Here is a 25,291-nt window from a genome sequence, read left to right as displayed (position 1 = left end):
GGTATATAACTATGACAAAGAAGACGAATTTAACACCTTTACAGGTTATTGAAATTGGTAAAAACTTTCATTCTAATAATAAACTTGAGGGTGAATGTGTTTTAGATCCTAACCTTTTAAGATTAGAGCACTCTTATCCATATGAGTTTGAAAAGATGGATTACAAAGGTTCAACATTATGGTTTATGTTAGTTAAGTATCTGCCAAATAATTTTTTATTCTAAGACTATACATTAGTAATTTCAGATAAGGAGGCGAAGGTAGTTTTTTATTTGGATGTAAATGGTCATCCAAGATTTTTTAAATAATAATAGTATGATAAAACTGTTAGCCACCATACCTTTTCTAAAGATAAGAACAAAAAGTTACCTCTGGTCACAATCTTGTGATATTTTACATTCTCTTAACAAAAAAGTTTTTTGCTTATACAATTAAAACAAATAGTGTATAATTGAAACTGTTTTTGAAAGGAGAAGAAAATGTCTGAAAAACAAATGAAAACTTTGGGTTGGATTGCAACCTTTATGTCTGTAATGATGTATGTCTCTTATATTCCTCAAATTATGAATAACCTTGCTGGTCAAAAAGGGAATTTTATCCAACCAGCAGTAGCTGCACTTAACTGCAGTCTTTGGGTTTACTACGGTCTCTTTAAAAAAGAACGTGATATTCCTTTGGCAGCAGCTAATGCACCAGGTATCGTTTTTGGACTTATTACCGCATTGACAGCTTTAATTTAATACAGAAAAAAGCAATTAGCAGAATGAACTGTTAGTTGCTTTTTAATTTTCTACAAAATATATTTCTCAATAGCGCGTGCAACACCATCTTCTTCATTGCTAGCAGTTACGGCATCCGCGAGAGATTTGACATAGTCGCTAGCATTTCCCATGGCAATCCCAAGCCCTGCAAATTCTAACATCTCAATATCGTTATTGGCATCACCCATGGCCATGATTTCAGAAGCTTGGATATCCAAAATCTCAGCCAGACGAGAAAGTGCAGAAGCCTTAGTTGTACCGAGTGGCATTGCTTCATAGATAACTGGTTGAGAACGAACTCCACTAAATCTCTGACAAAGTTCATCAGCAAATCGTTGTTCAAAATCATCTGTTTGTTCTTTTGTACCTAAGAACATACCCTGGAACATGCGATATTTACCACTGGTAGCTTCCTCTAGTGAAATCTCAGTCAGGTCAGAAAAGACAAGTGTCGCATCGTATTTTACGATAGGATTTGGTTCGCCTCCGAGAACGAAGTAGTGTTCCTCGTCAAAGAGAGTTAACTGAACCTCACTCTTTTCAGCAAGGTCATTCAGGTATTCAATGTCTGATTTACTAAGTTCTCGCCAGTCAACAAGGCCCCAGTCACTAGTTTGGTGGGTAGAACAACCATTGTTGACGATGACGTATTCATTCTGCAAATCTAGTCCTAGTTTCTTGTAGTAGGGAAGAACCCCAAAGAGAGGACGACCAGTACAGAGAACCAGTTTGACGCCTTTTTCGATAGCCTTATGAATGGCATCAATATGAGCCTGAGGAATTTCTTTGGCTTCGTTGAGCAGAGTTCCGTCCATATCAAGGGCAAGTAGTTTAATCATAGTAGTTCCTTTTCACGTGTTTTGTCTATATTATAGCATAATTTAGTGGAAATAAGGATTACTATGTCAATTTAGGACGTTTCAATTACAATTCATGATTGGAAGAAGCTTTTTGGCAAATATATGCTATACTAAATTTGCAATATACTGATAATGGATAAAAAAGCAGAGGACTTGGCATGAAAAAAAGAGTAGTACAGATTTTACTAGCCTTATTGGTAATCATTTATAGGAAGACTTGGTTTTGGTGGATTTTTAATCACTTTTCAGCTAGATTTGTAGTTGCTAGTCGAGAGTATTTCTTGATTCTTGCTTTTTTAGAGCTCATCGTTACTTTTATAGCTATTCTTTATTTACTAGTATTCGAAGGTAGGAAAATTCTTGAGTTGAAGTGGAAATGGAGATATCCAGTTTATTTGCTTCTTGCTTATGGAGTCAATCATCTTTCAGGTATTGTGTTTTCCTTTTTAACCCCAGCCACGTCCAATCAAATGGCTTTAAATGAAATGATTGAGATGACAGGGCGACAAGAGTTGCTGTATTTTTTGCTTATTACTTGTCTGCTAGGACCAATTTCAGAAGAATTGGTTTACCGAGGAGTTCTGATGAATACATTTTTTAAAGATTCACCTTGGTATGGAGATGTTTTACTATCAGCCTGTGTCTTTGGCTATGTGCATGTTGCTGATGGTATAACACCGCTCGCCTTTTTCACCTATGCAAGTGGAGGAGCAATTTTAGCTTTCCTCTACCGAAAAACTCATTCTCTCTATTATCCTATTTTGCTCCATATCATGATTAACATTGCTGCATTTTGGGAATTATGGATTCTCGTATTTTCATGAAGTTAGTGCTTATCAATCAATGCCGGAAATTTCTGGCATTTTTCTTTTCTTGAGATGTTAAAGAGCCCTCTATTTATAGGATTAGCAGTCAAAAAATGGTATAATGAAAGGTAATGAAAAAATCAAACGAGGCTGAGATGAAACTACTTTATACCGATATTCGGACTTCTTTAACAGAAATCCTAACCAAGGAGGCTCAGGGACTGGTTGCCCAAGGTAAACGAGTCTTTTATATCGCCCCTAACTCTCTTTCTTTTGAAAAGGAACGTGCCGTGCTGGAGTGCTTGAGTCAGCAGGCTTCTTTTGCGATCACAGTCACGCGCTTCGCTCAAATGGCTCGTTATCTGGTTTTAAACGATATACCAGCGAAGTCTAGTCTCGATGATATTGGTCTGGGCATGGTTTTCTATAAATGTTTGTCTGAGATAGACGCTAAGGATTTGCGAGTTTACGGGGCTATTAAGCAAGATCCGCAATTCATCCAACAACTGATTGAGATTTATCATGAAATGACAACTGCAAAGATGAGCTTTTTGGATTTAGAAAGTCTATCTGACGCTGATAAACGTTCTGATTTACTCTTGATTTTTGAAAAGGTAACAGCTTATCTGAATCAAGGTCAAGTTTCGCAAGGGAGTCAATTGTCATATCTGATCAATGCTATCGAAGAAAATAAAGTAAGTAGTGATTTTAGTAAGATTGCCCTAGTCATTGATGGTTTTACCCGATTTTCTGCAGAAGAAGAACACCTAGTGGATCTACTTTATCGTAAGGGTGTTGAAATTGTTATCGGGGCTTATGCGACTAAAAAAGCTTATACAAGTCCATTTAGTGAAGGTAACCTCTATCAAGCCAGTGTTGAGTTTTTGAGACATTTGGCCTTTAAATATCAGACTAAGGCAGAAAATACTTATCAAGAACATGAGAAACTTGATGCCTTTGCCAAAGCCTCAAAATTACTGGAAAGTGCTTATGATTATTCTGAAATTAGTTTAGATGTGAATGACGAAGATAGAAAGGACTTGCAAATCTGGTCTTGTCTGACACAAAAAGAAGAGCTGGAGTTAGTTGCTCGTAGTATTCGCCAGAAATTGCACCAAGAGCCAGAACTTAGCTATAAGAATTTTCGAATCCTACTTGGTGACGTAGAGTTCTATAAACTGTCCTTGCAGACAATTTTTAATCAATATCAAATTCCTTTTTATTTGGGCAAGAGTGAGTCTATGGCTCATCATCCTCTAACTCAATTTGTAGAATCCATCGGGCGTTTGAAACGATACAATTTCCGTCAGGAAGATTTGATTAATCTCTTACGAACTGGCTTATATACCGACCTTGCTCAAGAAGAAATCGATAGCTTTGAACAATATATCCGCTATTTAGGTATTGATGGACTTTCTAACTTTAAACAAAAATTTACAAAAAATCATCATGGAAAATTTGATTTAGAAAAATTAAATGAGCTGCGTGTCCGTGTCCTAAATCCACTAGAAACTTTATTATCCAGTCGTAAGCAAAAGACTGAAAATATCCTTACAAAATGGAATAACTTTTTGAAGGATGCATCTGTGACCAAGCAATTACAATCCTTATCTGAAACGATGGAAGCGGCAGAGCAAGAAAGACAAGAGGAGGTCTGGAAAGCATTTTGCCACGTAATGGAGCAATTTGCGACCGTATTTGAGGGGACTCAGGTTGCTTTAGATGATTTCTTAGCTCTTCTTCATTCAGGAATGTCCTTATCAAATTATCGTACAATCCCTGCAACGGTAGATACGGTTCTGGTGCAAAGTTATGATTTGATCTCGCCTTTGACTTCTGATTACATCTATGCACTTGGCTTAACGCAGGATCATCTACCTAAAATCACTCAAAATACTAGTCTTTTAAGCGATGAAGAAAGAGAAGTTTTAAACCAGATTACTGAAGATGGCTCTCAATTGCTGATTGCTAGCCAAGAAAATCTTAAGAAGAATCGCTATACCATGCTTTCTTTGGTAAACTCTGCTAAGAAGCAATTGGTCTTATCAGCGCCAAGTTTACTCAATGAAAACGAGAGTAAAGAGTCGATTTATCTAAAAGAATTGCAGGATTTTGGTTTTACCAAGATTGAAAAGAGAATCGATCGAAGAAACCTATCAAAGGATGATATTGGTTCTTATCACAGTCTTTTGTCTAGTCTTGTTACTTATCACCAGCAAGGTGAGTCGGAGACAAGTGAGCAGGACTTGACCTTTATTAAGGTTCTAGCTCGTGTTATGGGCAGAAAATTAGAAGATCAAGGTCTTGATAATCCTGTCCTACCGACAAGTCCACGAAGTAAGACCTTAGCTACTGAAACTTTGGAAGCCTTGTATCCTCAAGATCAAGATTTTTATCTATCAACTTCGGGATTGACAGAGTTTTATCGAAACGAATACAGTTATTTCCTTCGATATGTCTTAGGCTTACAGGAAGAATTGCGACTGCGACCTGATGCACGAAGTCATGGAAATTTCTTGCATCGTATTTTTGAACGAGCTATGAAACTTCCTGTTGATACACCTTTTGATCGTCGTTTAGAACAAGCAATCTCTGAAACCAGTCAAGAACGTGAGTTTCAAGCCATTTATCAAGAAAGTTTGGAAGCCCAATTAACCAAGGAAGTTCTTTTGGATGTTGCTCGTGCAACTGGGCACATTCTTCGTCACAATTCTGAAATTGAAACAATTCAGGAAGAAGCAGTCTTTGGTGGTAAGGAACAAGCTTTTGTTCAGTTAGAAAACGGCAGAAATGTCTATGTCCGTGGTAAAGTTGACCGTATAGATCGCTTAAAGACAAGTGATGCTATTGGTGTTGTTGATTACAAATCTTCTCTAACTCAGTTTAACTTCCCTCTCTTTTATAACGGCCTTAATTCACAGTTACCAACCTATCTGGCTGCTCTTAAGAAAGAAGGAAATACCGACTTCTTTGGTGCTATGTATTTAGAGATGGCTGAGCCAGTTCAGTCCTTACAAACTGTCAAAACTCTTTCAAAGGCTTTAGCAGAAACGACTAAGAGTATGAAATATCAAGGGTTATTTCTCGAAAAAGAGATAAAGAATCTTGGGGAACTTTACAATAAAAACAAGACCTATCAGTTGTCTGATGAGGAATTCCAGTTATTGCTGGACTATAACGCCCTTATCTATAAGAAAGCTGCAGAGAAGATTTTATCTGGTAGATTTGCTATCAATCCTTACACAGAAGACGGCAGAAGTATTGCCCCTTATGTCCAACAATATCAGTCGATAACTGGTTTTGAAGCTAATTACCATTTAGGTCAGGCAAGATTGTTAGATAAGGTTGCTAAGAGCAATGATAAAGAAACATGGTTTAATAAAATTAGAGAGGAGTTGGAGCGATGAAATTTTTATCCCAAGAAGAGATTGAAAAGTTGCAAATTGAAGAAGCTCAATCTGACAAGAAACCCAAGAAAACTGCTGAGCAAATTCAAGCTATTTACAGTTCTGGTCAAAATATTCTGGTCTCAGCATCAGCTGGCTCAGGAAAAACCTTTGTCATAGCTGAACGAATTCTTGATCAACTAGCGCGTGGAGTAGAAATTCGCCAACTCTTTATCTCAACCTTTACGGTAAAGGCAGCAACCGAGTTAAAAGAACGCTTGGAAAAGAAAATCAGCCAACAAATCCAAGAGACTCAAGATATGGAGCTAAAAAAGCATCTTGGAAGACAATTAGCTGATTTACCAAACGCTGCTATTGGAACTATGGACTCTTTTACTCAGAAGTTCCTGGCTAAACATGGTTATCTGATTGACCTCGCCCCAAACTTTCGGATTCTTGAGAATGAAAGTGAGCAACTCCTCTTAAAGAATGATGTGTTTCGACAAGTTTTCGAAAGTCACTACCAAGGTAAGGAACAAGAACAGTTTAGTCAGTTGGTCAAGAACTTTGCGGGTAAAAGTAAGGATGCACGTGGATTGCGTAAACAGGTCTATATGATTTATGACTTTTTGCAATCTACAAGTAATCCTCAGGCTTGGTTACAGGAATCTTTCTTAAAAGGATTCGAAAAGGCCGATTTTACAAGTTCTAAAGAAAAGCTGGCTCAAGACATTCAGCAAAGACTCTTGGATTTAGAAAGTTTCTTCCGTTACCATCTAGAGAATGATGCCAAGGAATTTGGGAAAGCAGCCTACTTAGAAGCTGTCCAACACGTTCTTGATGAAATTGGAGCTTTAACCAATGAATCAACTTTTAATCAATATCAAGAAGTTCTAGAGCGAGTTGTGAGTATTTCTAAGGATAAGGGTGGCCGTGCTCTCACAAATGCTAGTCGCAAGGCTGAACTCTTAGAACTGAAAGAAGCGTACAACCAAGAGAGAAAAGACAAGTTTGAAAAGCTAATTGCACTAAATGACCAAATTACTTTATTGAAATTCCAGGAAAAATATCATCAAGAGTCTTGGGACTTAGCAAAGACTTTTCAAGTTTTCATGAGTGATTTTGTTGATGCCTATCGAAAGCGTAAACGCGAAGAGAATGCCTTTGAATTTGCTGATATTAGCCACTATACCATTGAGATATTGGAAAACTTTCCTCAGGTGCGTCAAGAGTATCAGGAACGTTTCCACGAAGTCATGGTCGATGAGTACCAAGATACCAACCATATCCAGGAAAGAATGTTGGAACTTCTCTCGAACGGGCATAATCGTTTTATGGTGGGAGATATCAAGCAGTCTATTTATCGTTTTAGACAGGCAGATCCCCAAATCTTCAATGAAAAATTCCACAGTTTTGCTCAGGATAGCAAAGAAGATCAATTAATACTGCTTAAGGAAAACTTCCGTAGTAGTTCTGAAGTACTAAATGCTACCAATGACGTTTTTAAGCATCTCATGGATGAGGAAGTTGGAGAGATTTCTTATGACGACATGCATCAACTTGTTTTCGGAAATACAGATTTAAAACCGAATCCAGAAAATACAGCAGAAGTCCTCTTGTATGATAAGGATGAAGATAGCGATACTAATGACGAAGAAAATATTACAACCAATAAACTGACTGGTGAAATGCGAATGGTTCTTAAGGAGATATTGCATCTCCACAATGATAAAGGTGTGCCCTTCAAGGACATTGCTCTTTTGACTGCAAGCAGAAGTCGCAATGACCAGGTTCTACTTGCCTTGTCTGAGTATGGGATTCCAGTCAAGACAGATGGTGCCCAAAGCAACTATTTACAGTCTTTAGAAGTCCAAGTCATGTTAGATACCCTTCGTGTCATTCATAACCCTCTTCAAGATTTCGCTTTAGTTGCTTTAATGAAGTCTCCGATGTTTAGCTTTGATGAAGATGAATTGGCTCGATTAGCCCTTCAGAAATCCGAGGATAAGGTTCAAGAAAACTTTTATGAGAAACTAGTCAATGCTCAGGAGAAAATTGGTCTTCAAAAGGATTTAATCAAAGCTGAATTACAAAAGAAGCTAGTCTTTTTCATGGAAACCGTCCAAGATTGGCGATTGTATTCCAAAACGCATTCGCTTTATGGCCTTATTTGGAAAATCTATAGCGAACGTTTCTACTATGATTATGTTGGTGCTTTACCAAATGGTCAGGCTAGACAGGCCAACCTCTATGCCCTAGCACTACGAGCTGACCAGTTTGAAAAGAGTAATTTTAAAGGCTTATCACGTTTCATTACTATGATTGATCAAGTCTTGGAAGCCAAGCACGACCTTGCCAGTGTCACTGTAGCTCCACCTAAGGATGCTGTGGAGCTTATGAGTATTCATAAGAGTAAGGGGCTTGAGTTCCCTTATGTCTTTATTCTCAATATTGATCAGCAATTTAACAAGCAAGATTCCATGTCTGAAGTTATCCTAAGTCGTAAAAATGGCCTTGGGCTCAAGTATGTTGCTAGAGTAGCTACAAATGCCAAAGAGGAATATGTTCCATCTACGATTAAGTTATCGATTCCAAGCTTGACTTATAGTCAAAATGAGGAGGAGCTCCAATTAGCAAGCTATTCTGAGTTGATGCGTTTACTTTATGTAGCCATGACTCGTGCTGAGAAAAAACTCTATCTAGTTGGAAAGGGATCAAGGGAAAAGTTGGAGTCTAAAGAATACCCGACAAATGGGCAAGGTCTTTTGACTCGTGAAACAAGACTTGACGCTCAAAATTTCCAGGACTGGATTTGGGCCATCTATCAAGCTTTTTCTAAAGAGGACTTACACTTTAGTATTCGTTTCGAGGGTGAAGAACAACTGACAGAAGAAGCTATCGGTAAATTGGAAACTAAAAGCCAGCTCCAAGATCTTTCTCAGACAAGCAACCGTCAGTCTGATACCATTAAGGAAGCTTTAGAAATGCTGAAAGAAGTGGAAGTGTATAATGAAATCCACCGTGCAGCGATTAATCTTCCGAGTGTTCAGACCCCAAGTCAGATTAAGAAGTTTTATGAACCAGTCATGGATATGGAAGGTGTAGTAGTAGCTGGTCAATCTAAACCAAAAGAAACTATGATTCAGTTTGAACTTCCAGACTTCTCCAAGAAAGAAAAAGTCACTGGAGCTGAAATTGGTAGTGCTACTCATGAATTGATGCAACGAATCAATCTCGCTAAGAAACCTACTTTGGAAACCTTGACAGATGCCTTGGAGCAAGTTCAGGCAACTTCAGCTGTTAAAGATAAAGTTAATCTGGAAAAAATCTTGTCTTTCTTTGATACAGCTCTAGGTCAAGAGATTCTTGCAAATCAAGATAAACTCTATCGAGAACAACCTTTCTCAATGTTAAAAAGAGACGAGAAAAGCCAAGAAAACTTTGTTGTCCGTGGAATTTTAGATGGTTATCTAGTTTATGAGGATAAAATTGTTCTCTTTGACTACAAGACAGACCGTTATGAGCATGCTAGTCAGCTTGTTGAACGCTATCGAGGACAATTAGATCTCTATGCAGAGGCTCTATCTCGCTCTTATCAGATAGAAACAGTTGAGAAATATTTGATTCTACTTGGTAAAGACCAAGTAGAAGTCGTTAAACTATAAAAAGAAAGGAGGCATCATGTCCATTCCTGTTAGAAAAAACTTATATGATGCAGTTTTAGAGGCCTCTAAAGCCGATACTTGGGAACAAGCTACCAAAGAATGGAGTGAAGTTTCCTTGATTTTTAATGGAATCGGTCGGAGTAATTGTGTCTGTGGCAATGCTATTAAGTATGCTTATGAACTTTTTAACGGTGTTACCGGCAAACGTCTCTTTCCCATTGGGAGTGACTGTGTTCGCCATTTCCAAAGAATTAGCCTAGATCAACAGCTAGAAGAGGAGGAAAAACTTCTCAGAAAGCTTGAAAATCTGACCAGAAAAGCCCAGAAAAAAGAAGCCATTCGAGTTAATAAAACAGATTTTGATGAGCGACTGATCAACTGGCTATGGAAAAAGGGAGCTTTTAAGTCAAATCGAGGTAATCAATTCTCACCAGAAAAGGATTATCAACTCTTTTTGGAGGTTTTTCAAGGTGGAAGTTGGACTAAGGCAGAGCCTGTGAAGAAAGCTCGTATGGAAGAAGTTCTTGAGAAATTTATTAAACCCTTTCTACTTGGAAAATCTGACGATCAACTCTATCTAGTTAAACTAGGAAAAGAAAAAATTGACTATGAGCAAGAACTTCGCATCAAAGCAGAAAAGGAACGAAAGAAGCGAGACAAGATTGCTAAACAATATGCGGATAATCTAGTTCTAGCAATGGGACCAGCTGAACGTGTCTATCAAGATTACTTTGGACTGAGCGAAACACTGACTCTAGAAGAACGCCAGTGGGAAAAGATTCTCTTCGGTAAAAATCGGACAGAACGTTCTATAAAATCAAAACAGTACCAAAGAGAACTCGAAAAGGATCAACGCATTGCTAGTCAAGATCTCCTTGAAAGAAAACAAAAGCAAGTATGGTTGTTAAACTCTTATTTTCAAGATATTCCAGAAGAAAAAGCTCGCTTTTCTCGGCTTTTAACCATGTATCGAAAAACTGGAGAAATCCCATTTTCAAGAGAATACCTATCTAATAATCTATTTGATTTTTTCTACAAAATGAAGGCTTTTGAGTTTGAAATAGCACCCGACCAGGTACGTGATTTTTTAAAGGAGACTTTAAATGCAGAAAACCTATCATCCGCACAAAAATCATGGATAGAAGGCATTTTAACCAACTGCATCAAACCCTTTTTAGAAAGAATGATAGTATAGCGGTAGTTTTCGTCCTGAATGGATAGACTCATTATTGTTAAAATTATGTCTCTAAATCATTTTACATAATTTTATTTATGTATAAAATAAAAATGTTTGTATCAACATTAAAAATTAGAAAGAAACTATGTCAAAAGAAATCGATATCGAATATTATCACCAACTAGCCTTGCAAAAACAAAAAGAGCATCGTAAGTTTTTAGGAAATCTAAAGAAGAAAGCTCCTAAAAATTTAGATAAAATTGCGCTTGAAATCCATCAAGAAGTTTTTAATGAAATTGATTGTACAGCCTGCGCTAACTGCTGCAAGAGTCTTGGTCCAGACTTCAAAGAAGCAGATATCACACGTATTGCAAAGTACTTTAAAATGAAATTGCCAGCCTTTGAAGCTGAGTTTTTGCAAGTAGATGAAGACGGTGATAAAGTCTTTAAGTCAATGCCTTGTCCATTTTTAGGAGGGGACAATCTCTGCTCTATCTATGATGTCCGTCCCAAAGCCTGTCGCGAGTTCCCACATACAGACCGTAAGAAAATTTACCAAATCAACAATCTTACTATTAAAAATACCCTAACCTGCCCCGCAGCCTATCTCTTTGTAGAAAGATTAAGAGAGAAAATAGACTAAGTACTCTCATTGTATGATAAGATACATCCTCAAATACAGTTACTATTTGGGGATTTTTGTATATTTATTTTTATCTGAAAATTCAAACTATAGTTCCAATTAAGCAATAAAGTCGTCTGTTTAAGCTTAAAGTTTTTTAAACTTTTTCTTAAAGAAAACTGATATAAGGTATCTTTAAGCGATTTTCTGTATAGTTATACCATCATCAAAGAAAGAGGTATCGATATGAACTACATAGTCATTCCAGCTTATCAACCAGATAATAACCTTATCAAACTCATCGAAAAAATTCACGAAAAGAGTGATTTTCATATCTTAGTCATAGACGACGGCAGTTCATCAGAGTGCCAAAAAATCTTTGATAAAGCAAAACAATTTGCTACTGTCATTCGTCACCAAGTGAACCAAGGTAAAGGGCAGGCTCTAAAAACAGCCTTTACTTATATCCAAGAACAAAACATTTATGGTACGGTTGTCACAGCAGATGCGGATGGACAGCACAAGGTATGGGATATTTTCCGCACGGCTAATAAAGCTTCCGAAAATCCAAACAAGCTAATCTTGGGTGTACGTGCCTTTTCTGGAAAAGTTCCCCTTCGTAGCCGTTTTGGTAACAGCTTAACCAAAGCTCTCTTTAAACTTCAAACAGGAGTAGGAGTAACAGATACGCAGACAGGTCTTCGTGCTTTTACGACAAACTTGATTCCTTTTATGTTAAAAATAGAAGGCCAACGTTATGAATATGAAATGAATATGTTGCTCGAAGCAACGAAAGAATACGAGATTCTAGAAGTGCCTATTGAAACTGTCTATATCAATGATAATGAGGCTTCACACTTCCGCCCAATCCAAGACGGGCTCATGATTTATAAAAATATCTTTAAATTTGCCTTATCATCTCTCAGTAGCTTTGTTGTAGACTATGTCGTTTACGCCCTAGCAATCTTGATTTTGCCGACAGTTCCGACGAGTCTACGAATTTTTCTAGCAAACGGAGTAGCTCGTGTAACTAGCTCAATTTTTAACTATTCTACAAATAAAAAACTAGTATTTAAAAATGACGATAGCCTTGTAAAAACAGGGATGGGGTACTTTGGTCTAGCAGTCGGACTCTTTGTCTTAGACACGCTACTGATTCGTCTCTTCTTTACAGTCTTCGGAATCAACCTTCTGATTGCCAAAGTTATCGTCGGCATCCTTCTCTTCGCTGTCTCTTGGACAGTGCAGAAGAAATTCATCTTTAAGGAAAGGACATCAACTGTATTATGAAATTTTTAAAGAAACGCTATGCTTACGCCTCAGTTCTTGGCCTACTCTTGACAGGATCCTTTAGTTACTCCATGCTAAAAACCTTTGTCCTGGCTGAGACAATATCAACAGTCGCTACAACAAGCACAAGTTCTAATGCTGCAGCAGCAAGTCAAGCTGCTAAGACAGCTACCGTCACAGACTCCAGTTATAAAGATGACAACATTTCCATTAATTTAACTGAAACGACGGTCAATAATACGCAAGTTTACGTTGCAGATGTTACTCTGAATTCATCAGATTATCTAAAAACAGCCTTTGCTCAAAATGCTTATGGAACTAACGTAACTGCAAAAACCTCTGTAACCGCAGCTGACAACAATGCCATTTTAGCGGTAAATGGGGACTACTATGGTGCTATCTCTACAGGCTACGTTATCCGTAATGGAGTTGTTTATCGTGATACTGTTCGTGAAGATTCTAGTAATGGTGACTTAGCTATTTATAAAGACGGCTCTTTCAAGGTTATTTACGAAGATCAGATCTCAGCTGAGCAACTTGTTAATGATGGTGTCGTCAATCTCTTGGCTTTTGGACCATCCTTAGTGGAAAATGGTGAGATTGTAGTTGAGACCAATTCAGAAGTAGGACAGGCCATGGCATCAAATCCTCGTACAGCCATTGGTATTATCGATGAAAACCACTATATCATTGTTGTTTCAGACGGACGTACATCAGAAAGTGAAGGACTCTCTCTGTATCAGCTTGCTGAGGTCATGAAATCTTATGGGGCAAAAACTGCCTACAATCTTGATGGCGGGGGATCTTCTACACTTTACTTCAACGGTCAGGTTATCAATAAGCCAACGACTGGGGGAAACAAAATTTCAGAAAGGGCGGTGAGTGATATTGTCTACATTGGTTACTAATCCTAGCAAAAAACGCTTTAAAAAACAGTCATTTCTTATACACTAATCACTATTTTCTTCTTTGCATTTTCTAGAATTTACGAAGCATTTAGTTTTGGTGAAACCTCTGTCCATATGCACTATTTGTTTGCAGCACCTCTTATTGGGGGAATTCTACTTGTAATCTTTCTCAAAGTTCTTCCACATTTTTCTCGTATGAGTCTTAATCTATGGAATTCGGCAGTAGCGATTATTACAGCAGGTACACTATTCCGTGGGATTGTCAATCTTTCAGGACGTTCTACGACCCTGGATACACCCTACTGGTATGTTGGTATCGGTTTTGCAGCACTAGCAATCATTACTATCTTCATCAATCCAAACCATTGGAAGAAAGCTAGCAAAGTAACTAAAACGAAACGCAAAGAAGTCTATGGTCAGGCATAATGTTATTAAAAAAGTAGTCGTTCAGCTTATGTTCGACTACTTTTTATCGCCTTTTATTTCTAAAATATTGTAGAAATATTACAAGTTCTTTTCTTCTGAAAGATACTACTTTTATATTTAACAGAATATTGTATAATAAAATGGATAATTAGCGATTTTAATACAATATTTAGGAAAAACAAATCCCAATCTTGGTATTTACTAGGAGAAAAGAATGAAAAAAATATTGCTGGCAAGTACGGTTGCCCTCTCTATGGCATGTTTTGCAAAAACGACCGTCTATGCCGAGGATTCTCAAGCTACCAATAATGTTCAATCATCAGAAAAGATTGCTACCAATACAGTAAGCAATGAGAAGAAAAATCAAAGCGAAGCTGAAAAAGCAACCTCTCAAACTCCTGATACCCAGGAACAATCTTCAAAAGAAGCAATAGTAGAAGTAGTTAACAAAGAAGGTTGGCAAAAAGAAAATAACCAATGGCGTTATTATGAGAATAATCAACCAGTTTCGAATTGGAAAAAAATAGCTGGTGTTTGGTACTATTTTAATCAAGATGGCATCATGCTTAGTAACGCTATCTTTAATGATTATCTATTGAATAATAGCGGTGCTTTGGCAGAATCTTCTTGGGTAAAAATTGCTGATAAATGGTACTTTGCCAATGAAGATGGGAAAAGTATTCGTAATAGTTGGAAAAAGATAGCTGGTGTTTGGTACCGATTTGATGAATCCGGCACAATGTTAAGTAATACTATTTATAATGATTATCTTCTCAAGACTAGTGGTGCTATGGCAGAAAATTCTTGGGTAAAAATTGCTGATAAATGGTACTATGCCAATGAGGACGGGAAAGTTACTCGTAATACTTGGAAAAAGATAGCTGGTGTTTGGTACCGATTTGATGAATCTGGCACAATGTTAAGCAATACTATTTATAATGATTATCTTCTCAAGACTAGTGGTGCTATGGCGGAAAATTCCTGGGTAAAAATTGCTGATAAATGGTACTTTGCTACAGAATCAGGAAAAATTATTCGCGACAAATGGGAGAAAATCAGCGGTACATGGTACTATTTTAATAAAGATGGTGACATGCTAAGTAGCCAATGGAAATCTAAATACTATCTAAAAGATAGTGGAGCCATGGCTGAGAATGAATGGATCTTTGATAAGAAATATAATAGCTGGTTCTACCTCAAGTCGGACGGCACCTATGCTGAAAATCAATGGCAGGGTGCTTACTATCTAAAATCTGGTGGCTATATGGCTAAGACTGAATGGATTTTTGATAAGAACTATGATGCTTGGTATTACCTCAAAGAGGATGGGGTATATGTAACAGGGACTTTCAAAATCAAAGGTAAAGACTATTCATTCCAAAGAAATGGAAAATGGATTTCTGATCCATCATCCTATTATAAAGTAACACCAATTACAGCTTATGTATACAGTGCTTCTGGTGAGAAACTCAGCTATATCTCACAAGGTAGCATTGTTTCGGTTACTGGGGCTGAAGTTCAAGGTGGTCGACTTCCAGTCAAAATATCAGGACTTTCAGGATATATGAACAAGAGTGATCTAGTAGCGGTCAGCACAGATAGTGAATTCATTCCTCACTATACTACGGATGGTCGTTATCTTTACCATGAGTTATCACCTTACGCAAGTATTCGTGTAGCACCTCATAATTCATCAATGGCCATTGGCAAAAAATACTATTCAGCTGATGGTATTAACTTTGAAAACTTTACAGTTGAAAATCCTTTCTTATTTAGAGATTTAAGAAAACCAAGCAATTACACAGCTGAAGAATTAGATAAAGTCTATTCTCTTATGAATATCAAGGGAAGTCGTCTGGCAGGTAAGGGGGCAATCTTTAAAGAAGCTGAAGAACGCTATCAGATCAACGCTCTCTATCTAATCGCCCATAGTGCCCTTGAAAGTTCATGGGGACGTAGCCAAATCGCTAAGGATAAAAATAATTTCTTCGGTATCGCAGCTTACGATACAACACCATATGATTCAGCTAAAAGCTTCGACGATGTTGACAAGGGTATCTTAGGTGCAGCTAAGTGGATTCGCGAAAATTACATCGATAATGGCAGAACATACCTAGGAAATAAATCATCAGGTATGAATGTTCTTTATGCTTCAGATCCATACTGGGGAGAAAAAATTGCAAGTATCATGATGAGAATCAATAGTCAACTAGGCGAAAAAGATTAAAAATCATTAAAATCGATAACGACTGTATGGTGGTTATCGATTTTGCTTATCAAGAGAAACTTGAGGAATTAACTTTATGAAACAGAATATTGAGAATAGAAATAAAAGAGGAATTGATCTACGTGACTTAGGGATTGATGCATACGCTTATGATTATTCAGCAATCCCAGACTTACTTGCTATTGTCCAAGCAAACAATCTGACAATATTAGGTGGAGATGTGTTTTGCTACAAGAATGGCCAACTGACACATACTTATGATAATTGGTATTACGAGAAACAAGATCCAACTATTGATAGCAGTAAATCCATTTTTCAAACAGAAAAGTATATCAGCAACTATGTTAAAAATTATGGTGAACACTATTATTTTTCAATCGTTTTAGACAATGAGGAATTTCATTTGTGACTGATTTACTTAGAAAACATTTTACAATCGGCATTGAATCAAGCGTCAAATACGAGAAATCATGTTATAATAAAAGATAGTGATTTATTTTAGAAAAAGGATATCTATTTAATTTTTGAAACTGGAAAAATAAATACAAATCCAATAAGAGAAAGGAATTTTACAGAATGGCAACTATTCAATGGTTTCCTGGACATATGTCTAAGGCGCGTCGTCAGGTTCAGGAAAATTTAAAATTCGTTGATTTTGTGACAGTTTTAGTAGATGCACGTTTGCCCTTGTCAAGTCAAAATCCGATGCTGACTAAAATCATCGGAGATAAACCAAGACTATTGATTTTGAACAAGGCAGACCTAGCAGACCCAGCATTAACAAAAGAATGGCGTCAGCATTTTGAATCACAAGGCATTCAAACACTGGCAATCAATTCTAAAGAGCAAATTACGGTAAAAGTTGTAACGGACGCTGCTAAGAAACTCATGGCAGATAAGATAGCTCGTCAAAAGGAACGTGGGATTCAAATTGAAACCTTACGTACCATGATAATCGGTATTCCAAACGCTGGTAAATCAACGCTGATGAACCGTTTGGCTGGTAAGAAAATTGCTGTAGTTGGTAACAAGCCAGGTGTGACAAAAGGTCAACAATGGCTCAAAACAAATAAGGATCTTGAAATCTTGGATACTCCAGGGATTCTTTGGCCAAAATTCGAAGACGAGACCGTTGCTCTTAAACTTGCCCTTACTGGAGCAATCAAGGATCAGTTGCTTCCAATGGATGAAGTGACTATTTTCGGTCTCAACTACTTTAAAACCCATTATCCTGATAAGCTTCAAGAACGTTTTAAACAAATGAATCTGGACGATGAAGCTCCTGAAATCATCATGGACATGACTCGTATCCTTGGTTTCCGTGATGATTACGATCGTTTTTACAACCTTTTCGTCAAGGAAGTTCGTGATGGAAAACTAGGTAACTATACATTAGATACATTGGAAGACCTCAATGGCAACGATTAAAGAAATAAAAGAAGAATTAGCAAAGATAACTGAACTTGAAAGTCCTCTGTTTAAGGAATTTGAAAAAGATTCTCGTTCAGGTGTTCAAAAAGAAATTGAAAAACGTAAGAAATCTATTCAAGCTGAAATTGATGAAAATCTCCGCTTAGAAGGCATGTTATCTTATGAAAAAGAGCTTTACGCTCAAGGTACTAGCTTAATTGCAGGTGTAGATGAAGTTGGACGTGGGCCTTTAGCTGGTCCTGTTGTTGCTGCAGCAGTCATTCTGCCCAAAAATTGTAAGATTAAAGGCTTAAATGACAGTAAAAAGATCCCTAAGAAAAAACATGAGGAGATTTTTCAAGCTGTTAAGGACAATGCTCTAGCAATTGGTATTGGAATTATGGACAATCAAGTCATTGATCAAGTCAATATCTATGAAGCAACTAAACTAGCCATGAAAGAAGCTATTTCTCAGCTTGACCCTCAACCAGAGCACCTTTTGATTGATGCTATGAAGTTGGATTTGCCGATTTCTCAGACATCCATCATCAAAGGAGATGCCAATTCCCTATCCATTGCAGCTGCATCCATCATTGCTAAGGTTACCAGAGATAAAATCATGGCAAAATATGATCAGGAATTTCCAGGTTATGATTTTTCTCAAAATGCTGGTTATGGAACGGCTAAACATTTAGAAGGATTAGAAAAGCACGGTGTTACACCCATTCATCGCACAAGCTTTGAACCGATTAAAACGATCGTTTCAGAAGCTGAAAAAGATAATTAAAGGAGAAAATTATGGAGGAACAGTCGGAAACACTTAGTTCCAAGAAAGAATTTGCCTTTGCATCTAGTACAATTCTATCTCAAGTAGGACGTGGAATTATCGTTGGATTAGTCGTAGGCCTTATTGTTGGGTCTTTTCGGTTTTCTATTGAAAAAGGATTTCATGTCATCCAAGGGCTTTATCATGATCAAGATAATCTTGTACGTAACCTGTTGATTATCTCCCTGCTTTATCTTGTTATTTGCTGGCTTAGCGCCAAATTAACACGCTCGGAAAAAGATATCAAAGGTTCTGGTATTCCTCAAGTTGAGGCAGAGTTAAAAGGTCTCATGTCTCTCAACTGGTGGAGTGTGCTATGGAAGAAATATGTTCTTGGTATTCTCGCAATTGCAAGTGGACTCATGTTAGGGCGTGAAGGTCCAAGTATTCAACTAGGTGCTGTTGGAGGTAAAGGAATTGCTAAGTGGCTCAAGTCTAGCCCTGTCGAAGAACGTTCTTTAATCGCGAGTGGAGCTGCTGCTGGACTTGCTGCTGCCTTTAATGCGCCGATTGCAGGGTTATTATTTGTAGTAGAAGAAGTCTATCACCATTTTTCAAGATTTTTCTGGGTTTCTACCTTGGCAGCCAGTCTGGTAGCAAACTTCGTTTCTCTTCTCATCTTTGGCTTAACACCTGTACTTGATATGCCGGACAATATCCCTCTCATGAACTTGAGCCAATATTGGATTTATCTGGTGATGGGAATTTTTCTAGGACTCTCAGGTTTTCTCTATGAAAAAGCCGTTCTTAACGTTGGAAAAGTATATGATTGGATTGGTCAAAAGGTTCATCTGGATAAGGCCAATTATCCTATTCTAGCCTTTCTTCTTATCATTCCAATAGGAATCTTCCTACCTCAAATACTTGGTGGGGGCAATCAGGTTGTCTTATCCTTAACAGAACAAGATTATAGTTTCCAAATTCTTTTACTTTACTTCATCATTCGCTTTATCTGGAGCATGATTAGTTACGGAAGTGGACTGCCAGGTGGTATTTTCTTGCCAATTTTAGCTTTAGGCTCCTTACTTGGTGCTCTAGTAGGCGTTATTTGTGTCAATCTAGGCCTCGTTACACAGCAGCAATTCCCTATCTTTGTGATTCTTGGAATGAGCGGGTATTTTGGGGCCATCTCAAAAGCACCTTTGACAGCTATGATTCTTGTGACGGAAATGGTTGGTGACATCCGCAATCTAATGCCTTTAGGGATGGTAACCCTAGTTGCCTATATTGTTATGGATCTGCTCAAAGGGGCGCCCGTCTATGAAGCCATGCTGGAGAAAATGCTACCTGAATCAGTAACTGATGATGGAGAAGTTACCCTCATTGAAATTCCAGTTTCAGATAAAATAGCAGGGAAACAAGTACATGAACTCAACTTACCACATAATATCCTCATCACAACTCAAGTCCATAATGGCAAGAGCCAAACCGTTAACGGTTCAACCAGAATGTACCTCGGTGATATGATTCACCTAGTTATTCCAAAAAGTGAAATTGGGAAAGTGAAAGATTTATTGTTGTAGGAAAACGAGTTTACATAATTTATGTTATGTCTCGCATATAGTTGGTCTAAAATTAGTAATTAAAATGATAGACCGAGTCATATGAATCAAAACTCGATTCCTAAATAATGGTATCGAGTTTTTATAATTTATTCTAATAAACTTAAACTGTAGAAGCTTTAGAAATTTTTGAAGTCAATAAATTAATGATCAATAATTCACTTAGCGAATCTAGACGTTTTTTAGTATTGTATAGCTTATTTGAACATTCCTAAATCTCCCCTATAACATCTTTCCGAAAAACTATAATTTTCTTGAAAAATATAACTAGCTATGCTATACTACTAGTATAGAATATTTGGAGAAAAACATGAAACGCGAGATCTTATTAGAACGGATTGATAAACTCAAACAAGTTATGCCCTGGTACGTTCTGGAATACTACCAATCAAAATTGGCCGTTCCCTACAGTTTTACGACATTGTACGAATACTTAAAGGAATACGATCGATTTTTCACCTGGGTTTTGGAATCTGGTATATCGGATGCTGATACTATGGCAAATATTCCTTTGGATGTTCTGGAGAACATGACCAAGAAAGACATGGAATCTTTTATTCTTTACTTACGTGAACGTCCTTTGCTTAATGCTAATACAACTAAAAATGGTGTCTCCCAAACAACCATTAACCGTACTTTATCAGCTCTTTCTAGTCTTTATAAGTATTTAACTGAGGAAGTTGAAAACGAGCAAGGGGAACCTTATTTCTATCGTAATGTCATGAAGAAGGTTGCTACCAAGAAAAAGAAAGAAACCTTGGCTGCACGGGCTGAGAATATCAAGCAAAAACTCTTTTTAGGTGATGAAACAGAAGGTTTTCTGACTTATATCGACCAAGAGTACCCACAACAACTCTCAAATCGTGCTCTATCATCGTTTAAAAAAAATAAGGAACGTGATTTGGCCATTATCGCCCTTCTCTTGGCATCTGGTGTCCGTTTATCTGAAGCTGTTAACCTAGACCTTCGTGACCTCAATCTTAAGATGATGGTCATTGACGTCACTCGAAAAGGTGGGAAACGCGATTCGGTAAATGTAGCCGCCTTTGCTAAGCCTTATCTGGAGCAATATCTTGCTATTCGAGACAAACGTTATAAGACAGAAAGGACTGATACAGCTCTCTTTCTGACCTTGTATCGAGGTGTTCCAAATCGGATTGATGCTTCTAGTGTTGAAAAGATGGTAGCTAAGTATTCGGAAGACTTCAAAGTTCGGGTAACTCCCCATAAACTGCGTCACACACTAGCAACTCGTCTCTATGATGCGACCAAGTCACAGGTTTTGGTCAGCCACCAGCTGGGACATGCAAGCACACAAGTTACCGACTTGTATACACATATCGTTAATGATGAGCAGAAAAATGCCTTGGATAGTTTATAAGATACATAATATAAATTATGTACATAATTCTTGCAAAAAAGAAGCTGGATATAAAACCAACTTCTTTTTTACTTATTCCACCACTGCTTCAGCAATTTCTTCAGCAGTAATCCCTGCGAAGTAACGACCTAGGTTAATGGTTTGAAGGGCTTTGAGGACATCTTCGCGTTCGTACTTAACACCACGAAGGACATCTTCTACTGCTGCAACGTCTTCGATACCGAAAAAGTCACCGTATATCTTGATGTCTTGGATTTTTGATTTAATGACGTTAGCGAAGATTTCAACCTTACCACTTGGGAATTTTGTTCCACGGCGGACGTTATACTCTGGTGATTTCCCATAGTTCCAGTCCCAAGTCCCGAACTTAGTTTCTTTGATTCGATTGATTTCAGCCAATTCCTCATCTGAGAAGACATACTCTGTCATTTCAGGGTATTCTTTTTTCATGTATTCCAAAAGTAAGTCACGGAATTCTTCTACGGTGATTTTTTCTGGCAATTCATCTACGATATTGGTTACACGTGCGCGAACGGATTTAACACCTTTAGATTCGAACTTGTCTTTAGAAACTTTGAGTGCGTTAGCAAGGACTGACAAATCCACGTCAAAGAGAAGACAACCATGGTGCATGATACGTCCATTGATATAAGCTTGTGCATTTCCACAGAATTTCTTACCGTCAATCTCAAGGTCATTGCGGCCTGTAAATTCAGCTTTAACACCAAGTTCCGCCAAAGTGTTGATAACTGGAGTAGAGAAGCTCTTAAAGTCAAAGGCCTTGTTTTCATCTTCTTTTGAGATGATCGTATAGTTAAGGTTGTTCAAATCATGGTAAACAGCCCCACCACCACTAATACGACGCACTACTTCAATTCCGTGTTCACGAACGTAGTCTCGGTTGATTTCTTCGATCGTATTTTGGTGACGTCCTACAATGATAGATGGTTTGTTAATCCAAAGAAGGAAGATTTGATCCTCGTCCAAAAGGTGTTTAAAAGCATATTCCTCTAAAGCAATATTAAAGGCAGTGTCATTTGAATGATTGATAATATATTTCATAAGATACCTTCTAATACGATAGAGACTGGAAAAAAATTCCAGTCCAATCTATCTATCTTTATTTTTTCTTAGGTGAATGGATAGCCATTCCAAGAACATCCGCAAATGCTTCGTACATTACTTCAGAGTATGTTGGGTGTCCGTGGATTGTCTTAAGCATTTCCTCTACAGTGATTTCCATTTCAATGATACTTGACGCTTCGTTAATCAATTCAGCTGCTGCTGGACCAATGATATGAACACCAAGGATTTCACCATATTTCTTATCGGCAATAACTTTAACAAAACCTTGAGCTGCATCTGAAGCAATGGCACGTCCGTTTGCTGCAAAGTTGAATTTACCGATTTGGACATCGTATTTCTCACGAGCTTGTTCTTCAGTTAAACCAACTGCTGCTACTTCAGGAAGTGTATAAATAGCTGCAGGAGTCAAGTTCAATTTGGCAACAGCGTGGTTTCCTTTAAGCGCATTTTCAGCCGCAACTTCGCCCATACGGAAGGCAGCGTGAGCCAACATCTTAGTACCGTTGATATCACCTGGTGCGTAGATACCTGGAACAGAAGTTTCCATGTATTCGTTAACCTTAATACGACCACGTTCTAATTCAAATTCAACATCACCGATACCTTCAAGGTCTGGAACACGACCGATTGAAAGAAGAGCTTTATTCGCGATGATATCATCTTTTCCTTCAACCTTGATACGAAGTTTGCCATCTTCTTCAATGATTTCTTGAAGTTTGGTGTCTGTCAAGATAGTCATACCTTTACGTTCAAGGATTAAACGAAGGTTCTTAGATACTTCCGCATCCATTGCTGGTACAATACGATCCATCATTTCGATAACAGTAACTTTTGAACCAAATGTCATGAAGGCTTGGCCAAGCTCGATACCGACAACTCCACCACCAATGATAACGAGGCTTTCTGGTACTTCATTCATTTCAAGGATGTCATCACTAGTCATCACAAGAGATGATTCCATACCAGGAACGTTGATTTTGCTTACTTTTGAACCACCAGCAAGGATGATCTTTTTAGTTTCAAGCAATTCAGAACCATTTACCAAGACATTCTTATCTTTAGTAATAGTACCGATACCCTTATGAACATCAACTCCATAGCTACGAAGAAGTCCTGCAACACCACCTACAAGGGTATTGACAACTTTAGATTTAGTTTCTAAAAGTTTGTCCATATCGACTGTGAAGTTTGGATTTTCAATTACGATACCACGATTTGCTGCATGACCGATATTCTCGATAATTTCAGCGTTATGGAGGTAAGTCTTAGTTGGAATACATCCGCGGTTCAAGCAAGTACCACCAAGTTCAGATTTCTCAACAAGAGCAACTTTACCACCTAATTGAGCTGCTTTAATAGCAGAAACATAACCAGCAGGTCCACCACCAATAACAACGATGTCGTAAGCATCATCGCTCTTACCATCATCGTTTGAGGCGCTTGCTGCAGGTGCTGGGCTAGCTTCTGGTGCAGCTGCTCCAGCTGTAGGTATATTTTCCCCTTCTTCACCAAGATAACCGATAACTTCAGTAACAGGGACAGTTTCTCCATCACCTTTAAGGATTGCGATCAAGTAACCGTCTTCTTCTGCTTCCAATTCCATGCTGACTTTGTCAGTCATGATTTCCAAAAGGATTTCTCCTTCTTTTACAAATTCTCCGACTTTCTTATTCCATTGGACGATTTGTCCTTCTGTCATATCCACGCCGGCTTTTGGCATAATTACTTCTAAGGCCATATCTTACTTCCTTTATCTATATTTCTAAAATAAATACTTAAACCAACATTGAGATTGGGTTTTCAATTAAAGCTTTCAAGTCTTTCATAAACTTAGCACCAGCCATACCATCTATGACACGGTGGTCAATTGTCAATCCAAGACTCATAATTGGACGAATCACGATTTCACCATTAACTACAACTGGTTTCTCAACTGTTGAGCTAACCCCGAGAATTGCTGAGTTCGGTTGGTTGATGATAGGACCAAATGATTGAACACCAAACATCCCCAAGTTACTGATTGTGAAGGTTGAATTTTGCAATTCGCTAGGAGCTAGTTTACCATCTAAGGTACGCCCAATAACGTCTTTAAATGCAACTACCAACTCAGACAAGCTCATTTTTTCAGCATTATAAACAACTGGCGTCATCAAACCATTATCCATACCAACCGCCATCGCAAGGTTGACGTAGTTGTGGGTGATAATTGTCTTACCATCTTCAGTCAAAGAAGCGTTAATGTATGGATGTTTCATCAGTGTCTTAACAACCGCAAGTGAAAGCAGATCTGTAACAGTGATTTTCTTACCAGTTGCTTCCATAATCGGTTCAAGGACTTTCTTACGAAGGGCAAGCATTTCAGACATATCTACATCGTAGTTAAGCGTGAAGGTTGGTGCAGTCAAGTATGATTCAACCATACGTTGAGCAATAACCTTACGCATAGGAGTCATCGGAATACGCTCGATTTCTCCATAAGGTGTTACATTATCTGGAACTTCTTCCACTTTCTCAATTTGAGCAGGTGATTTAATCGTATCGTTTTCAATATTTTCAGGAAGGAAAGCTAAAACGTCCTTCTTCATGATTTTACCACGATGACCAGTTCCTTGGATTTCTTGCCAAGCAATATTATGCTCTAGTGCAATTCGTTTTGCGAGTGGTGAAATGCGAACCACATTAGTGTCTTTAAATGTTTCCACGTCTTCTTTGTGGACACGACCGTTTGCGCCTGAGCCAGAAATGTCATAGAGATTAATTCCTAAATCATCCGCCAATTTTCTAGCTGCAGGAGTCGCTCTTAGCTTATCATCAGCCATGACCTCTCCTATTCTATTATAAGATACTAAGGGCGTCAAAAGTCTCAGTGAAAATAGGAAACTTGACGAAGAAACTTTA

General features: G+C 37.9%; 19 protein-coding genes and 1 pseudogene. 16 read left to right on the top strand and 4 right to left on the bottom strand.

What is annotated here, in order from left to right; translation table 11 throughout:
* Positions 1 to 11 precede the first annotated feature (11 nt).
* Both QM917_RS03455 and QM917_RS03450 read left to right on the top strand, forming a co-directional pair.
* Positions 12 to 224 carry a hypothetical protein gene (locus QM917_RS03455; protein WP_075231325.1) on the top strand — a complete coding sequence of 71 codons (213 nt, stop codon included), beginning with the start codon at positions 12 to 14 and terminating at the stop codon, positions 222 to 224.
* Positions 225 to 479: 255 nt separating this feature from the next.
* Entirely contained in the window at positions 480 to 740 is a 261-nt protein-coding gene (locus QM917_RS03450) for a SemiSWEET family transporter (protein ID WP_049509788.1), read from the top strand.
* A gap of 50 nt (positions 741 to 790) precedes the next feature.
* Here QM917_RS03450 and QM917_RS03445 read toward each other — a convergent pair whose 3' ends face one another.
* The gene (locus QM917_RS03445) at positions 791 to 1,600 is read right to left on the bottom strand and encodes a Cof-type HAD-IIB family hydrolase (RefSeq protein ID WP_371607725.1); all 810 of its coding nucleotides are present in this window, start codon (positions 1,598 to 1,600) and stop codon (positions 791 to 793) included.
* 179 nt (positions 1,601 to 1,779) lie between these two features.
* Between QM917_RS03445 and QM917_RS03440 the strand changes: the two genes are divergently transcribed.
* From QM917_RS03440 to xerS, 14 genes and pseudogenes are all read left to right on the top strand, one after another.
* Positions 1,780 to 2,445 (top strand): lysostaphin resistance A-like protein, encoded by a 666-nt coding sequence (locus tag QM917_RS03440; RefSeq protein WP_414273409.1) that lies wholly within the window; start codon positions 1,780 to 1,782, stop codon positions 2,443 to 2,445.
* A 137-nt stretch (positions 2,446 to 2,582) separates the two neighbouring features.
* The gene (gene rexB / locus QM917_RS03435) at positions 2,583 to 5,834 is read left to right on the top strand and encodes an ATP-dependent nuclease subunit B (protein WP_414273408.1); all 3,252 of its coding nucleotides are present in this window, start codon (positions 2,583 to 2,585) and stop codon (positions 5,832 to 5,834) included.
* The gene (gene addA / locus QM917_RS03430) at positions 5,831 to 9,478 is read left to right on the top strand and encodes a helicase-exonuclease AddAB subunit AddA (RefSeq protein WP_414273407.1); all 3,648 of its coding nucleotides are present in this window, start codon (positions 5,831 to 5,833) and stop codon (positions 9,476 to 9,478) included. The genes rexB and addA overlap by 4 nt, the downstream gene beginning before the upstream one ends.
* 16 nt (positions 9,479 to 9,494) lie before the next feature.
* Complete coding sequence (locus QM917_RS03425; RefSeq protein WP_075230171.1) at positions 9,495 to 10,673, top strand: hypothetical protein; 1,179 nt, start codon at positions 9,495 to 9,497, stop codon at positions 10,671 to 10,673.
* A 127-nt stretch (positions 10,674 to 10,800) separates the two neighbouring features.
* The gene (locus QM917_RS03420; protein ID WP_000031465.1) at positions 10,801 to 11,298 is read left to right on the top strand and encodes a YkgJ family cysteine cluster protein; all 498 of its coding nucleotides are present in this window, start codon (positions 10,801 to 10,803) and stop codon (positions 11,296 to 11,298) included.
* Between the two features lie 225 nt (positions 11,299 to 11,523).
* Positions 11,524 to 12,567 (top strand): bifunctional glycosyltransferase family 2/GtrA family protein, encoded by a 1,044-nt coding sequence (locus tag QM917_RS03415; protein WP_075231336.1) that lies wholly within the window; start codon positions 11,524 to 11,526, stop codon positions 12,565 to 12,567.
* On the top strand, positions 12,564 to 13,475 hold the full coding sequence (locus QM917_RS03410) for a phosphodiester glycosidase family protein (RefSeq protein WP_414284844.1): 912 nt from the start codon (positions 12,564 to 12,566) through the stop codon (positions 13,473 to 13,475). Before QM917_RS03415 ends, QM917_RS03410 begins: the two co-directional genes overlap by 4 nt.
* Positions 13,456 to 13,901 (top strand): annotated as a pseudogene (locus tag QM917_RS03405) (hypothetical protein). The gene QM917_RS03410 and the pseudogene QM917_RS03405 overlap by 20 nt, the downstream one beginning before the upstream one ends.
* Positions 13,902 to 14,115: 214 nt before the next feature.
* Entirely contained in the window at positions 14,116 to 16,128 is a 2,013-nt protein-coding gene (locus QM917_RS03400; RefSeq protein WP_414284843.1) for a glucosaminidase domain-containing protein, read from the top strand.
* 76 nt (positions 16,129 to 16,204) lie between these two features.
* Positions 16,205 to 16,537: an Imm40 family immunity protein gene (imm40, locus tag QM917_RS03395; RefSeq protein WP_371607733.1), complete on the top strand. Its 333-nt coding sequence runs from the start codon at positions 16,205 to 16,207 to the stop codon at positions 16,535 to 16,537.
* A gap of 167 nt (positions 16,538 to 16,704) precedes the next feature.
* A complete protein-coding gene (gene ylqF / locus QM917_RS03390) occupies positions 16,705 to 17,556 on the top strand; it encodes a ribosome biogenesis GTPase YlqF (protein ID WP_000201329.1) in 852 nt (283 codons plus the stop codon).
* Positions 17,543 to 18,325, top strand: coding sequence for a ribonuclease HII (locus QM917_RS03385; protein ID WP_153225342.1), 783 nt, complete (start codon positions 17,543 to 17,545; stop codon positions 18,323 to 18,325). The genes ylqF and QM917_RS03385 overlap by 14 nt, the downstream gene beginning before the upstream one ends.
* 11 nt (positions 18,326 to 18,336) lie before the next feature.
* Entirely contained in the window at positions 18,337 to 19,887 is a 1,551-nt protein-coding gene (locus QM917_RS03380; protein WP_153225341.1) for a ClC family H(+)/Cl(-) exchange transporter, read from the top strand.
* 349 nt (positions 19,888 to 20,236) lie between these two features.
* A complete protein-coding gene (gene xerS, locus QM917_RS03375) occupies positions 20,237 to 21,307 on the top strand; it encodes a tyrosine recombinase XerS (RefSeq protein ID WP_315639175.1) in 1,071 nt (356 codons plus the stop codon).
* Between the two features lie 72 nt (positions 21,308 to 21,379).
* Here xerS and QM917_RS03370 read toward each other — a convergent pair whose 3' ends face one another.
* From QM917_RS03370 to QM917_RS03360, 3 genes are read right to left on the bottom strand one after another with little or no spacing between them, the layout of a single operon-like run.
* Complete coding sequence (locus QM917_RS03370) at positions 21,380 to 22,369, bottom strand: lipoate--protein ligase (protein ID WP_414284840.1); 990 nt, start codon at positions 22,367 to 22,369, stop codon at positions 21,380 to 21,382.
* Between the two features lie 58 nt (positions 22,370 to 22,427).
* On the bottom strand, positions 22,428 to 24,131 hold the full coding sequence (gene lpdA / locus QM917_RS03365) for a dihydrolipoyl dehydrogenase (RefSeq protein WP_075227378.1): 1,704 nt from the start codon (positions 24,129 to 24,131) through the stop codon (positions 22,428 to 22,430).
* A 37-nt stretch (positions 24,132 to 24,168) separates the two neighbouring features.
* Entirely contained in the window at positions 24,169 to 25,212 is a 1,044-nt protein-coding gene (locus tag QM917_RS03360; RefSeq protein ID WP_414284838.1) for a dihydrolipoamide acetyltransferase, read from the bottom strand.
* Between the last annotated feature and the right edge of the window lie 79 nt (positions 25,213 to 25,291).

Origin of the sequence: Streptococcus infantis (genome assembly GCF_047460685.1) — a bacterium.
Taxonomy (GTDB): domain Bacteria; phylum Bacillota; class Bacilli; order Lactobacillales; family Streptococcaceae; genus Streptococcus; species Streptococcus infantis_AD.
Note: the sequence above shows the minus strand (reverse complement) of the source record. Positions and strands in the feature narration are given on the sequence as shown.